Genomic DNA, 13,955 nt, shown 5'->3' with positions numbered 1-13,955 from the left:
TGGAATTAATCTATCAGGAATAATCTGAAATAAGCTACAGAAATAACATGATAGATCACGGTTTTTTAACGGATTGACGGTATTTAACTGAAATAAGTATTGCTGAATCGCGTTAAACTAAAAGAGCTCGGATAATTTATTTTAAAATACCCATAACGATGATGATGTTTAATTTGTTGGGTGATATTTAATTTTATTGGATATGTGATCCTCATAAGATTATGCAAGAATATATTCTTGCATCTGGCCGAAGCTTGAGCATTGGCAATAGTGCTTTTTCATTAAAATGCTTTGTTGTACGGTTATGGATGCTTTTATGAGCAAATTCAGCGTGATGGACGCAGCAGTGATTGCGTAACCGGGGCAGATGGCTAGACTAGCAGAAGGGTGAGTCGTCAGTGGAGGTAAAGTGGAAGCCATAAAGGGATCGGATCTTAATGTACCGGATGCTGTATTTGCATGGATACTCGATGGTAAGGGTGGGGTAAAGCCTCTCGAGGCGAGCGATGTGATCACCAAAGAAAATCCATGCTGGCTGCATCTGAATTACACCAACCCGGACAGCGCGCAATGGCTGGCGTCGACGCCGCTGCTGCCAAATACCGTGCGTGATGCGCTGTCCGGTGAAAGCCTGCGCCCGCGCGTGAGTCGGATGGGCGAGGGCACGCTGATAACGCTGCGCTGTATCAACGGCAGCACCGATGAACGACCCGATCAGCTGGTGGCGATGCGCCTTTATATGGATGAGCGGCTCATTGTTTCCACGCGCCAACGTAAGGTGCTGGCGCTGGACGATGTGATTAGCGATCTCGAAGAAGGCAGCGGGCCAGCAGACTGCGGCGGCTGGCTGGTGGATGTCTGCGATGCGTTGACCGATCACGCCAGCGAATTTATCGAGCAACTACACGATAAAATTATCGATCTGGAAGATAACCTGCTGGAGCAGCAAATCCCGCCGCGCGGTTTTTTGGCGCTGCTGCGCAAACAGCTCATTGTGATGCGTCGCTATATGGCTCCCCAGCGCGATGTTTACGCCAGGCTTGCCAGCGAACGGTTGCCGTGGATGACGGACGATCATCGCCGCCGTATGCAGGATATCGCCGATCGCCTGGGGCGTGGGCTGGACGAAATTGACGCCTGCATCGCGCGTACGGCAGTCATGACCGATGAAATTGCCCAGGTGATGCAGGAATCCCTCTCTCGTCGAACCTATACCATGTCGCTGATGGCGATGGTGTTTTTACCCAGCACGTTTTTAACCGGTTTGTTCGGTGTCAACCTGGGGGGAATACCCGGCGGCGGATGGAATTTAGGCTTCTACTCCTTTTGTGTCATGCTGCTGGTACTCATCGGTGGTGTTACCTGGTGGTTACATCGCAGTAAATGGCTGTAAAAATTAACCTTTTTAACAGTAATTGAACACAAAAACGGCACTTAAATTGAGCGAGGTCAATAAACAATACCCCCAATCAGGGCAATATCTCTCTCGCAGGTGAATGCAACGTCAAGCGATGGGCGTTGCGCTCCATATTGTCTTACTTCCTTTTTTTGAATTACTGCATAGCACAATTGATTCGTACGACGCCGGCTTGAATAGTCGGCTTTTTTTTTGCCTGAATTGCTGCGGCATCTACCCTTAAAGAACCAACCTGATTTTTAGAGGGGAAGATGATGTACCAGGTATTACGACTCGACGCTTACCTTAACATTCATTCGATTCCGACCGATCCCATTCCGGTAGAGCCGCCTCCGGGGCGAGATCCCATCCCGCGTCCGCAGCCGATGCCCGACCCGCCGCCGGACGAAGAACCGATTAAATTGTCGCATCAGACGCGCAGATCTGCGAGGATACGCGCCTGCTGACGATAGCCTTTTACCGCGAGAAAATATTGTGACCGCTTTTTCAACACTGAATGCACTGCCTACCGCCCAGATCGACAACCTTAACGATCTGGGCTACCTCTCCATGACCCCTGTTCAGGAAGCTGCGCTGCCCGCGGTACTCGCCGGGAAAGATGTCCGCGTACAGGCGAAAACCGGGAGTGGGAAGACGGCGGCATTCGGGTTGGGCCTGTTGCAGCATATCGACGCCTCACGTTTCCAGACGCAGTCGCTGGTGCTGTGCCCAACGCGTGAATTAGCCGACCAGGTCGCGGGTGAAATTCGCCGTCTGGCGCGTTACCTGCCGAATATTAAAGTGCTGACACTGTGCGGCGGCCAGCCGTTTGGCGCACAGCGCGACTCCCTCCAGCACGCGCCGCACATTATTGTCGCCACGCCGGGACGTCTGCTGGACCACCTGCAAAAGGGCACGGTTTCTCTGGAGAGCCTGCAAACGCTGGTGATGGATGAAGCTGACCGCATGCTGGATATGGGCTTCAGCGACGCCATTGATGAAGTGATCCGCTTCGCGCCAGCCAGCCGCCAGACGCTGCTGTTTTCCGCTACCTGGCCGGAGGCTATCGCCGCCATCAGTGGCCGTGTTCAGCGCGACCCTGTGACCATCGAAATCGACAGCGTGGATGCTCTGCCCGCTATCGAACAGCAGTTTTTCGATGTTCCGCGCCATGGCAAAATCGCGCTGCTGCAAAAACTGCTGACTCAGCATCAGCCTGCGTCATGCGTGGTGTTCTGTAACACCAAAAAAGATTGTCAGGCGGTATTTGAAGAACTCAACGCCGCAGGTCAGAGCACGCTGGCGCTGCATGGCGACCTTGAGCAGCGCGATCGCGATCAAACGCTGGTGCGTTTTGCTAACGGCAGCGCGCGCGTGCTGGTGGCAACCGATGTCGCCGCGCGAGGCCTGGATATTAAATCGCTGGAGCTGGTGGTGAACTACGAGCTGGCATGGGATCCGGAAGTGCATGTACACCGTATCGGTCGTACGGCACGCGCGGGGAACAGCGGCCTGGCGATCAGCTTCTGCGCGCCTGAAGAAGCGCAGCGCGCGAATATTCTGGCCGAAATGCTACAACTTAAACTGAACTGGATGCCAGAACCGTCTCAAAGCCGCATTGCGCCACTGACGCCGGAAATGGCCACCCTGTGCATCGACGGCGGTAAAAAGGCCAAGATGCGCGCGGGAGACGTGCTGGGCGCGTTAACGGGCGATATAGGTTTAGTGGGTGCGGATATCGGCAAGATTGATGTGCATCCGGCGCATGTTTATGTTGCCGTGCGCGAGAAAGTCGCTCACCAGGCATGGAAGCAGTTGCAGAAAGGGAAAATTAAAGGGAAAGCGTGTCGCGTTAGACTGCTGAAGTAATGCTTTAGTCAGGCCGACCAGAATGTCGGCCTGACGCATGTGTTTATTTCACTTCCACCACATTCAGGCGCAGTTCATCAAGCTGAGCGTCGTCTTCTTCAGGCTGCCAACCCGCAGGTTGTAACGGCATTTCTTCGCGATCAAAGGCCAGGTCGCCGCCGTTAACCACTTCAGAACCGTGCGTAATCCCTTTGAAATCGAACAGTTCGGTGTCGCACAGATGCGACGGCACCACGTTTTGCATGGCGCTGAACATGGTCTCAATGCGGCCAGGATAACGCTTATCCCAATCGCGCAGCATATCGCCAATAACCTGACGTTGCAGGTTTGGCTGCGAGCCGCACAGGTTGCAAGGGATAATCGGGAAGGCTTTGGCTTCAGAGAAGCGCTCAATGTCCTTCTCGCGGCAGTAGGCCAGCGGACGGATGACAATATGTTTGCCATCGTCGCTCATCAGCTTCGGTGGCATCCCTTTCATTTTCCCGCCGTAAAACATGTTCAGGAACAGGGTCTGCAAAATATCGTCACGGTGATGGCCGAGGGCGATTTTGGTCGCGCCCAGTTCAGTCGCCGTACGGTAAAGGATCCCACGACGCAGGCGTGAGCACAGCGAACAGGTGGTTTTGCCTTCAGGGATCTTCTCTTTGACGATGCCGTAGGTATTTTCTTCAACAATCTTGTACTCGACGCCTAATTTCTCCAGATACTCCGGCAGAATGTGCTCCGGGAATCCTGGTTGTTTCTGGTCGAGGTTTACCGCCACCAGGCTAAAGCTAATCGGCGCGCTTTGTTGCAGATTACGCAGAATCTCCAGCATGGTGTAGCTGTCTTTGCCGCCGGAGAGGCAAACCATGATGCGGTCGCCATCTTCAATCATGTTGAAGTCAGCAATGGCTTCACCGACGTTGCGACGCAGGCGCTTTTGCAATTTGTTGAGGTTGTATTGCTCTTTTTTACTAATATCTTGATTCTGTTGCATTTAATGATTACTCAAAAATCGAAAGGAGCGCGATGCATACGCGGAAACGTCCGCTAAGCATAGGCTAGCCTGAGTTAGCTTACGACTGTGTGGCGTGTATGGTACGGATTACGGCGACGAATGCCAGCATGTTTTGCAGTGGCGTTGCCTGATGACGACAGCTCATGAGGCTGTGAATCAGCCCGCAAACCAGACCCAGGCTAATAATGATGATGTTGGGGCGGTGGTTAATCCGAAATCATGCGACAGCTTCATTCAGAGAGACGGGCGATAAAATGTTCTCACTGTGTAATAGATAATTGTCTTTTGACCAATAACTACGGGTCAGGCTGTGAAGATCCACAACCCATTTGAACACGCCTGCATGAGCCAGCTCAGTATAAAATTGCTCATAGGTAGATTCCCCTGAGAAAATTCGTCTGGCTGCCTCACGTGTCAATTCGCTACAGGAACAACCATTTACCTTCACCAGGCGCCGATGATTTTTTAAGGAGATATACGAATCAGTACAGGTAATGAGTTTAATATTGCCCGTCGCAACAAAATAGATGTAATGAGAGATGTTGTTACGACGTAAATCCGATGACAGAGAAATAAAGTCCAGGTTATGCCTTACTCTTTCGAAAAAACCATAAAATTCATCATGTAACTCCATTTCTGCCTCGTATATTGTGTTGAGTTCTAATAATTATAATTGATGTCGTAATGATCAAGTTTTAGTGTTGTTTGGATTCTAATAGTCACTAGCTGTTATTTTATATGGCTGGGTAAAAAGGAACAGTGTTTCAATTGTTACGGAGTATTGCTGTCATGGCCTGGACGCGGCAGAGAACAGTGCAATAAGACTCGACATTATTGATTACCCGGGCATTTCGACTCTTCTTTTATAGAAGAGGAGGAATCTGTTTTGTCTTTAAATGTATAGGGTTATCCTTGAAGGTAAATGTAAGGTGCGTTTTGGTTATACAGATTAAATGTTTCTTCTTTTCATTGAATATCTCAAAAATGGCTTATACTGTTACAGGCTAAGACAAAACGTTAACAGGAGAGTATGCGATGAAAAAAGTATTGTTAGGGACAATGGCTGCGTTATCTATGGTGGCATTTAGTACTTCAGCAGCAGACCTGATTTCCAAGGATGAGGCTCATCACTTTAAACTGGAATACATCGGTAACGTTTCAGTAGGGGCTACCAATGGACAGGTTTCTTCACCGTCCGATCTGCACAAAAAACTGTCCGAACTGGCGGATAAGAAAGGCGGTAAATATTACGTGATTATTGCGGCGCGTGAGCATGGTCCGAACTTTGAAGCCGTAGCAGAAGTCTTTAAGTAAAAACTAAATCATTCGTTATTGATAAGACTCGCTTCGGCGGGTCTTTTTTGTATTTTAAGGCCATTAACGCGCTATGCGTGAAACTGGATGTTGTCGAGTGGACCGTGTCGCCGCATAATAACGCCGACCTCCGCAGGTGCGGGGTTAAGTTCGAGCTTTTACTCGCGACTGAAGGAATTGTAATGGAACGGCGTAATTTTCTAAAAAGCGCAGCCGCACTCTCCACGCTGGGTCTTGTCAGCCCGGTCTTCTCCGAAAGTAAACAGGTTGCTCAACCTGCTGTTGTCTCCTCAGGCAAAGCCCGTCGTTTCGTGATGACGCAAACCTATAGCCTGAAAGCGCCGAAAGGGTCTGAAGGGCTGGTTAATTTGTGGATCCCGGTGCCAGAAGATACCGCCTTCCAACAGCTACTCGATCTCTCCTTCAGTGGTAACTATCAGAAAGCAACGCTCAATGCCAACAACCGCTACGGCGCAAAAATGTTGTTTGTGACCTGGGCTGATTCTAAAGGCGCGTTGGATATCAAAGTCGAAATGACCATTGAAACCCACGACTGGGAAGTGCTAAAAGAGAATAAACTGGCAGACTGGCAGTTGCCTGAAAGTGATGCCGTTATTCCGGATGAAATTAAACCTTTTCTTCAGGCCACTGCGCACATCCCTGTTGATGGTCTGGTAAAAGAGAGGGCGCTTGAAATAATTGGTCAGGAAAAAGCGCCAATTAAACAGGCGCGTCTGATCCATGACTGGGTCAGCACTCATATGCATCGTGACGATGCGGTGATCGGCTGCGGTACCGGTGACGTCGGCGAAATTCTGAAAACCAATAAACTCGGCGGAAAATGTACCGATATTAACTCCGTGTTTGTCGCGCTGTGCCGCGCGGTCGGTATTCCGGCGCGTGAGATGTTTGGTATTCGTCTGGGGTCGACCATTAAGCTCGATAGCTATTCCAAAAAAGCCTTCGGTAGCGCCGATGCTCAGGGCGTAGCGAAAGTGAGCGGGGGGCAGCACTGCCGCGCGATGTTCTGGCTGGCAGGCTTCGGTTGGGTACCTGCGGATCCGGCGGATGTGACCAAAATGCGTCTCACCGAGAAAAAAGAAAACGGTGACTCGGCGGTGAAAGCGGTTAACGATTATCTCTTCGGTAACTGGGAGATGAACTGGGTCGGCTTTAACCACGCACGCGATTTCGCGCTGTTCCCGGCGTCTGAGCAGGGTGACATCAACAACCTTGGCTACCCGTATGCGGAAGTGGACGGTGACCCGCTGAACTTCTACGATCCTGCGCTTTTCAGCTATGACTATGTCAGCGTCGAACAGCATTAAGGGCGGGCTGGTTACGCTTCTGGCGGCGGTTATCGCCGCCGGAGCGTCAACACTGTGCTGCATCGGGCCGCTGCTGTATCTGGTTTTTGGTATCTCTGCGGCGGGGCTTATCGGCATTCCTGGCGCAACCTGGTTACAGATCCCGATGCTGCTGCTGTCGCTCGGTCTGATGGCGCGTGGCTTCTGGCGTTTATATCTGTCGCCTAAGCCCATTTGCGTTAACGTGGTGAGCCGTCGGGTGCTGGTGTGGCTGTACTGGCTGTCGGTGCCGCTGGTGCTGGCTCTGCTCACCTATCCGTACGTACTGCCCTGGGTTTGGGAGATGATGGAATGAAAAAGTTACTGTGTATCGCGCTGCTGCTGGCCGCCCCCTTAAGCTGGGCGGGAGATAAGTTGGTGACCATCGATATCGGTGAGATGAACTGTTCGCTGTGTGTGATTTCCATTAATCAGGCGTTGCGTAGCACGGATGGCGTGATTAAAGCGAAAGCCTCGTTGAAGACGCGTCAGGCGCTGGTGACCGTTCCTGATAACTTTGATAATCAGCGACTGCTCGCGGCAATTGCGAAAACCGGTTTTAAAGGCGAAATAAACAACGTTGCGCAAGTGCAATAAACGTTAGCTGGCGAGTCGGATAAAAAGCAGGCTCGCCACAATTATGCTCATTATATTTATTTACTGAATATATTCTGTTTTTGACTCAGCGGTGCCATGATCTCTTTTAAGCGTTCATAGCGTTGTTCTGGTGTTAAATAAAATACCAAAAAAGAATTCTTAACTTTTGGCTCCTGCTGCCAGAGCTTTTTCATAACCTGCAAATATGATTCAACGTTTTTCATTGTGTGCCGCCTGTCGGTGTTATAAAAAATATAACCCGCAAAAAGGTGAAGAAAAACGGATGGTATGAGTTGAAGTGTTCCGGGTTTAGGAAATGCCCGCCGTTGCCAGCGGGCGATAACGATTAGAACTGATATACCAGGCCGACACCGACAACGTCATCGGTAGAAATACCGTTGTTGTTGTAGAATGCATCGTCTTCGTCCAGCAGGTTGATTTTATAATCAACGTAGGTGGACATGTTTTTGTTGAAGAAGTAGGTCATACCCACATCTGCATATTTGACCAGGTCTTTATCGCCGACACCATTCGTGGTTTGCAGGTCCTTACCTTTAGACATCAGGAAGGAAACTGCCGGGCGCAGACCGAAGTCGAACTGGTACTGCGCGGTCACTTCGAAGTTTTGAGTTTTGTCCGCAATACCGCCGCCATTGTCGCTACTGGAACTGCCGTACGGGGTCATGTTACGGGTTTCAGAATACATGGTCGCCAGATAGATATTGTTGGCGTCGTACTTCATACCCACGGTCCACGCGTCGGCTTTATCGCCGCCAGCATAGGCGCTGTTTGCAGGAATACCGGCGTTAACCTGGTCATTGGTACGGTCAGAGGAGGCGTAGGCTGCACCAACGCTAAAGCCCATGCCAATATTGTAGGTTGATGCCAGGCCCCAGCCGTCGCCGTTCTCGTTGCGGATGTTACGGCCATTGTTATTACCCGTGCCTTCGTTAGACCCACAGTAATACTCTTCGCAGTTGTTACCTTCGTTATTCCCCTGATACTGCAGCGCGAAATTCAAACCATCTACCAGACCAAAGAAGTCGCTGTTGCGATAGGTTGCTACGCCGTTAGCACGGCCTGTCATAAAGTTATCTGCTTTGGTGTAGGAGTCGCCGCCGAATTCCGGCAGCATATCGGTCCAGCCTTCAATATCGTACAGCACACCGTAGTTACGGCCATAATCGAAGGAACCGTACTCACCAAACTTCAGGCCAGCGAACGCCAGACGCGTCCAGGACTGATCGCTGCTGGACTCAGTATTGTTCGCCTGGACGTTATATTCCCATTGGCCATAACCGGTCAGCATATCGTTAATCTGCGTTTCACCTTTAAAACCCAGACGCACGTAGCTCATGTCACCATCGCTGTTGGTGTCATCAGAGAAATAGTGCAGACCATCTACTTTGCCGTAGAGATCTAATTTGTTGCCATCTTTATTATAAATTTCTGCTGCGTGAGCGGCGCCTGCGCAAAGCAGTGCAGGGATAACAAGGGCCAGTACTTTTCTTTTCATTTAATTATTCCTTTAGATTGTTTTTATACACTCGATTCCCATCAGGGAACTCACGCATGCTAATTGAGTCAAAGGAGAGATGGTAAAAAACAATTGTTACGGAATAAGTAAAATCTCAAGAATATGATTCCTGTGAAATAGTGATAATTATGGTGAATATATTCATATAATATATACAAAATAAAAATTATACAAAGCGATATTTTCGCAGTAAGATGCCGCCGTTATATGCCTTTATTGTCACACACTGTTTTATTGACGTGTGCCGTTTTTATTTTCGTCTTTATAAAAGACAAGCCCGAATAACGATTCGGGCTTTTTTTTACTGATTGAGCAACAACTTATTCCCCAGCTGTTGGTTTTTCTGCTTTCCCGGCCAGCATCGCAAGGAAGTCATAGCGTTTTTGCAGATCTTCCGCCGCATCCTTCCAGAGCTGTTCTGCCACTTCCGGCTGCTGAGTGTTAAGTCGACGGAAGCGCTGTTCATTCATCAGCGTTTCATCCAGCGCGGCTGACGGTGGGCGAGAATCCAGCATCAGCGGGATTTTACCTTCATCGGCACGTCGCGGGTCGAAACGGAACAGCGGCCAGAAGCCGGAGGCAGTGAGCTGGCGCATCTGATCGTGACTCAGCGCCAGGTCGTAACCATGCTCTTCACACGGGCTGTAGGCGATAATCAACGATGGCCCCGGATACGACTCCGCTTCCTGTATCGCTTTCACCGTCTGGTTAAGCTGTGCGCCCAGCGAAATCTGCGCCACGTACACATGTCCGTACATCATCATGCTGACGCCCAGGTCTTTACGCGCCTTGCGCTTGCCGTGCTCGCCAAATTTCGTGACTGCGCCGAGCGGGGTGGCTTTCGACGCCTGACCGCCGGTGTTGGAATAACACTGGGTATCCAGTACCAGAATATTGACGTTTTCGGTCAGGCTCATCACGTGATCCAGACCGCCAAAGCCAATATCGTAGGCCCAGCCATCACCACCAATCAGCCAGACCGATTTCTCGACCAGCGCATCGGCGTCCGTCAGCAGCTCCTGCGCGCCCTCGACATTTGCCAGCGCCGCGCGAAGCTGTGCGACCTGCTCACGGCGGACTTCCGGCGTGGCGTCAGCGTGCAGCGCCTCGTTCAGTTCTGCAGGAATGTGTTCTGCAAAACCGTCCAGCAGACGCATCACGCGCTGGCGATGCTGATCGACCGTCAGGCGGAAGCCAAGGCCGAATTCGGCGTTATCCTCAAACAGTGAGTTCGCCCATGCCGGGCCGCGACCATTAATATCGGTGGTATACGGCGTAGAAGGCAGGTTACCGCCATAAATTGAGGAACAGCCGGTGGCGTTGGCAATCAGCATGCGGTCGCCGTAAAGCTGGGTCAGTAACTTGATGTACGGCGTCTCACCACAACCGGAACAGGCACCGGAGTACTCGAACAGCGGGGTGATCAACTGCGAAGTACGGATGTCGATACGTTCCAGTTTGCTGCGGTCGATTTCCGGCAGGCCGAGGAAGAAGTCATAGTTTACTTTCTCTTCTTCCACATGTTCCAGCCGCGACATCATATTGATGGCTTTGATTTCCGGGTTCTGTCGGTCTTTGGCCGGGCAAACTTCGACGCACAGATTACAGCCGGTGCAATCTTCTGGCGCGACCTGCAGAACATATTTCTGACCGCGCATATCGCGGGATTTCACATCCAGCGAGTGCAGGGACGATGGCGCGTTTTCCATGGCCTCCGGCGACACCACTTTGGCGCGAATTGCCGAGTGAGGGCAGGCGGCGACGCAGTGGTTGCACTGGGTACAGAGTTCCTCTTTCCAGATGGGGATCTCTTCGGCAATGTTGCGTTTTTCCCATTTGGTGGTGCCTACTGGCCAGGTGCCATCCGGCGGCAGCGCAGAGACGGGCAGAGCGTCGCCCAGGCCCGCCAGCATTGCGGCGGTGACGGTTTTCACAAAATCAGGTGCGGCGTCGGAAACGACCGGTGGGCGATTCGGACTGCTGGCAACCACAGGCTGTAGCGGTACTTCAAAAAGCAACTCGCGGGCCAGCGCCAGCGCCTGCCAGTTACGCTCAACCAGATCCTGGCCTTTGCTGCTGTAGCTTTTGGCAATCGCGCCTTGCAGTTCCATCAGGGCGCTGTCGCCTGGCAGGATTTGCGTCAGATGGAAGAACGCCATCTGCATCACCGTGTTAATACGCGCCGCCAGCCCGCATTCACGGGCGATTTTCGCGGCGTTAATCACATAGAAACGTGCCTTTTTCTGATTCAGCACCGCCTGTACTTCCTGCGGCAGACGCGCCCACACTTCATCCGCGTGATACGGCGTATTGAGCAGGAAAATACCGCCAGGTTTGAGGCGTTCCGCCATCTGGTACTTATCAATAAACTGTAGCTGGTGGCAGCCGACGAAATCGGCCTGAGCCACCAGGTATGCTGAGCGAATCGGCTCCTCGCTGACGCGCAGATGCGACACGGTCAGGCCGCCGGCTTTTTTCGAGTCATAGACGAAATAACCCTGCGCAAACCACGGTGTCGAATTACCGATAATTTTAATATTGTTTTTGGTGGCGGACACGCTGCCGTCGCTGCCGAGCCCGTAGAAGAGTGCTTCCAGCTTCGCGCGTGACGGCAGGCTGTTTTCTGGCAGCGCCAGCGACAGGTTGGTGACATCGTCATAAATGCCGACGGTAAAGCGCGGTTTCGGTTTTGCCTGCGAGAGCTCGCTGAAGATAGCCAGCACGCATTCCGGGCCGAACTCTTTCGAGGACAAACCGTAGCGGCCACCGATGACGCACGGCAGCGTTTCGCGCTCGCCCTGATTAAACGCTTCTGCCAGTGCGGTCATCACGTCGAGATAGAGCGGTTCGGCCTGTGCGCCCGGCTCTTTGGTGCGATCGAGCACCGCGACGCTGCGTGCGCTTTCCGGCAGCACCTGGAGCAGATGTTGCGCGGAGAAAGGACGATACAGCCGCACTTTCAGCACGCCGACTTTCTCACCGCGCGTCAGCAGTTCATCGACGACTTCTTCACAGGTGCCGATGGCGGAACCCATAATAACGATGACGCGTTCCGCCTGCGGGTGGCCGTAGTATTCAAATGGTTTGTACTCGCGCCCGGTCGCATCAGCGAAGTCGCGCATGGTTTGCTCGACGTGCTGGTAAACGGCGTTGTACCAAGGGTTAGTGGCTTCACGAGACTGAAAATAGGTGTCCGGGTTGGCGGACGTGCCACGGATAACCGGATGTTCGGGGTTCAGCGCCCTGGCGCGGTGCGCGGCAATCTCGTCTTCCGGCATTAGCCCACGAATGGTGTCGTCGGCCAGCGGCACAATTTTGTTAATTTCGTGCGATGTCCGGAAACCATCGAAGAAATGAATAAATGGAATGCGGCTCTTGAGCGTGGCGACATGGGAAATCAGCGCGAAATCCTGTGCTTCCTGTACGCTACCGGCGCACAACATGGCGCAACCGGTCTGACGAACGGCCATCACGTCGGAGTGATCGCCAAAAATAGAGAGCGCGTGTGTGGCCACGGTACGCGCGGCGACGTGCAGCACAAACGGCGTTAACTGACCGGCCAGTTTGTACAAGGTTGGGATCATCAGCAGTAATCCCTGCGATGACGTGAAAGAGGTGGAGAGAGCACCGGTTTGCAGCGCGCCGTGCACCGCTCCGATTGCACCGGCTTCGGACTGCATCTCTACCACGCGAGGCGTATCGCCCCATACGTTTTTCAGGCCGTTGCCTGCCCAGGCGTCGGCCTGCTCAGCCATCGTGGAACTGGGTGTAATGGGGTAAATCGCGATAACTTCGCTGGTGCGAAACGCGACGCTTGCTACTGCGCCATTACCATCAACTGTGATCATTGAGAACACCTTACATTGCGCAAAAAGACGTTCGGGGAAAAATCCGCGAACCTGATAAACATCATTCTGTACGTCGTAAAGCCAACAAAAAAATCCGCGACGTTACTGGGGATGATTTCTTATAAAGTCTAGCAAACGTCAGGCTGAATCATTTTTGCTTTTGTGTCCTTGATTCGCGTCAGTGACCCGCATCAGATGATTCTGGTCATAAAAATTGACAGAAAATGTTTCTGGAGCGCATAAATGCGCGTTCCCTCTCTCGACGGACCGGCGTGTGATGCCTATTATGCATAGGTTTTCTAATTATTTTGCTACGGAGAGAGACACATGCGAGCAGCGTTTTTCGTGGGGTGTGCTGCGTTATTATTGTCGGCGTGCAGCAGTGAGCCCGTTCAGCAGGCTACCGCCGCACACGTTTCACCAGGAATGAGAGCCGCGATGTCAAATTCAGGGCAGGCTAACTGCGCCATGATTGGCGGGTCGCTTTCAGTGGCCAGACAGCTCGACGGTTCCAGTATCGGCATGTGCGCGTTACCCAACGGTAAACGTTGCAGCGAGCAATCCCTCGCCGTCGGAAGCTGTGGGAATTACTAACCCGGTCAATTCACCAGGTCAGACAGTTTATAAATCAGTGTATGCTGCGCGGTGGCCAGCGTCAGTTGCGACTCGGTCAAATCTACCTGCGCGCCTTGTGAAAGCATGGTGCTGAGGGTGTTATCCAGTTCATTAAGCTGTGAGTCGGTACAGAGCTTGCGCGTCATCGCCAGCTCTTTAACTTTTAACTCACCACTGTCAGATACGCGCCCCGTGCCGTTGAATTGATTACACATATTGCCGGAAACGTGCAACTGATGAAGGATACCCGTTTGCTGGCCGAAACTGAGTTCCAGCGGCGTTTTTACGTTGGTTAACGCTTTACCATCCACGCTTTCCAGTACGAAACGGTGGTGCTGGAGCTCTTCTGCGCCCGTTGAGACTTTGCTGTTGTAGACACATCCCGCCAGCAGTGCAACGGCTGCTAACAGGTAGACCTTTCTGTTCATTAGTA

14 protein-coding genes are annotated in these 13,955 nt (G+C 52.0%); 8 read left to right on the top strand and 6 right to left on the bottom strand.

Features of this window, described 5'->3' with window-relative positions:
• The first annotated feature begins 409 nt into the window (after nucleotides 1–409).
• The 3 genes from zntB to dbpA all read left to right on the top strand — a co-directional run bounded on the left by zntB (nucleotide 410) and on the right by dbpA (nucleotide 3,265).
• On the top strand, nucleotides 410–1,393 hold the full coding sequence (gene zntB / locus G163CM_RS07160) for a zinc transporter ZntB (RefSeq protein WP_231827432.1): 984 nt from the start codon (nucleotides 410–412) through the stop codon (nucleotides 1,391–1,393).
• A gap of 278 nt (nucleotides 1,394–1,671) precedes the next feature.
• The gene (gene ynaL / locus G163CM_RS23455; RefSeq protein ID WP_071843514.1) at nucleotides 1,672–1,863 is read left to right on the top strand and encodes a proline-rich small protein YnaL; all 192 of its coding nucleotides are present in this window, start codon (nucleotides 1,672–1,674) and stop codon (nucleotides 1,861–1,863) included.
• A 28-nt stretch (nucleotides 1,864–1,891) separates the two neighbouring features.
• A complete protein-coding gene (dbpA, locus tag G163CM_RS07155) occupies nucleotides 1,892–3,265 on the top strand; it encodes an ATP-dependent RNA helicase DbpA (protein WP_231827430.1) in 1,374 nt (457 codons plus the stop codon).
• Nucleotides 3,266–3,308: 43 nt separating this feature from the next.
• Here the strand turns inward: dbpA and ttcA are convergent, their stop codons facing one another.
• Nucleotides 3,309–4,244 carry a tRNA 2-thiocytidine(32) synthetase TtcA gene (ttcA, locus tag G163CM_RS07150; RefSeq protein ID WP_149464631.1) on the bottom strand — a complete coding sequence of 312 codons (936 nt, stop codon included), beginning with the start codon at nucleotides 4,242–4,244 and terminating at the stop codon, nucleotides 3,309–3,311.
• 238 nt (nucleotides 4,245–4,482) lie between these two features.
• On the bottom strand, nucleotides 4,483–4,899 hold the full coding sequence (locus G163CM_RS07140; protein ID WP_231827428.1) for a DUF1398 family protein: 417 nt from the start codon (nucleotides 4,897–4,899) through the stop codon (nucleotides 4,483–4,485).
• Nucleotides 4,900–5,300: 401 nt separating this feature from the next.
• On the opposite strand from G163CM_RS07140, the gene G163CM_RS07135 reads away from it, so the two are divergent.
• From G163CM_RS07135 to G163CM_RS07120, 4 genes are all read left to right on the top strand, one after another.
• Nucleotides 5,301–5,579 carry a YdgH/BhsA/McbA family protein gene (locus G163CM_RS07135; RefSeq protein WP_015964590.1) on the top strand — a complete coding sequence of 93 codons (279 nt, stop codon included), beginning with the start codon at nucleotides 5,301–5,303 and terminating at the stop codon, nucleotides 5,577–5,579.
• A gap of 182 nt (nucleotides 5,580–5,761) precedes the next feature.
• On the top strand, nucleotides 5,762–6,907 hold the full coding sequence (locus G163CM_RS07130) for a transglutaminase-like domain-containing protein (RefSeq protein ID WP_231827427.1): 1,146 nt from the start codon (nucleotides 5,762–5,764) through the stop codon (nucleotides 6,905–6,907).
• Complete coding sequence (locus G163CM_RS07125) at nucleotides 6,885–7,241, top strand: hypothetical protein (protein WP_231827426.1); 357 nt, start codon at nucleotides 6,885–6,887, stop codon at nucleotides 7,239–7,241. Before G163CM_RS07130 ends, G163CM_RS07125 begins: the two co-directional genes overlap by 23 nt.
• Nucleotides 7,238–7,522 carry a heavy-metal-associated domain-containing protein gene (locus G163CM_RS07120; protein ID WP_015964587.1) on the top strand — a complete coding sequence of 95 codons (285 nt, stop codon included), beginning with the start codon at nucleotides 7,238–7,240 and terminating at the stop codon, nucleotides 7,520–7,522. Before G163CM_RS07125 ends, G163CM_RS07120 begins: the two co-directional genes overlap by 4 nt.
• 56 nt (nucleotides 7,523–7,578) lie before the next feature.
• Here G163CM_RS07120 and G163CM_RS07115 read toward each other — a convergent pair whose 3' ends face one another.
• The 3 genes from G163CM_RS07115 to nifJ form a co-directional block, all read right to left on the bottom strand.
• Nucleotides 7,579–7,746 carry a hypothetical protein gene (locus tag G163CM_RS07115; RefSeq protein WP_231827424.1) on the bottom strand — a complete coding sequence of 56 codons (168 nt, stop codon included), beginning with the start codon at nucleotides 7,744–7,746 and terminating at the stop codon, nucleotides 7,579–7,581.
• A gap of 122 nt (nucleotides 7,747–7,868) precedes the next feature.
• On the bottom strand, nucleotides 7,869–9,038 hold the full coding sequence (ompC, locus tag G163CM_RS07110) for a porin OmpC (RefSeq protein WP_231827422.1): 1,170 nt from the start codon (nucleotides 9,036–9,038) through the stop codon (nucleotides 7,869–7,871).
• Between the two features lie 341 nt (nucleotides 9,039–9,379).
• A complete protein-coding gene (gene nifJ / locus G163CM_RS07105; protein ID WP_231827411.1) occupies nucleotides 9,380–12,907 on the bottom strand; it encodes a pyruvate:ferredoxin (flavodoxin) oxidoreductase in 3,528 nt (1,175 codons plus the stop codon).
• Between the two features lie 327 nt (nucleotides 12,908–13,234).
• Here nifJ and G163CM_RS07100 point away from each other — a divergent pair, with 327 nt between their 5' ends.
• Nucleotides 13,235–13,501: a putative hemolysin gene (locus G163CM_RS07100; protein WP_015964583.1), complete on the top strand. Its 267-nt coding sequence runs from the start codon at nucleotides 13,235–13,237 to the stop codon at nucleotides 13,499–13,501.
• Nucleotides 13,502–13,506: 5 nt separating this feature from the next.
• On the opposite strand, the gene hslJ is transcribed toward G163CM_RS07100, so the two are convergent.
• Complete coding sequence (gene hslJ, locus G163CM_RS07095; protein ID WP_231827410.1) at nucleotides 13,507–13,950, bottom strand: heat shock protein HslJ; 444 nt, start codon at nucleotides 13,948–13,950, stop codon at nucleotides 13,507–13,509.
• Nucleotides 13,951–13,955 lie beyond the last annotated feature (5 nt).

This window comes from Pseudocitrobacter corydidari, from assembly GCF_021172065.1.
GTDB classification, from domain to species: Bacteria; Pseudomonadota; Gammaproteobacteria; order Enterobacterales; family Enterobacteriaceae; genus Pseudocitrobacter; species Pseudocitrobacter corydidari.
This window is presented reverse-complemented; position numbering and strand designations above follow the sequence as displayed.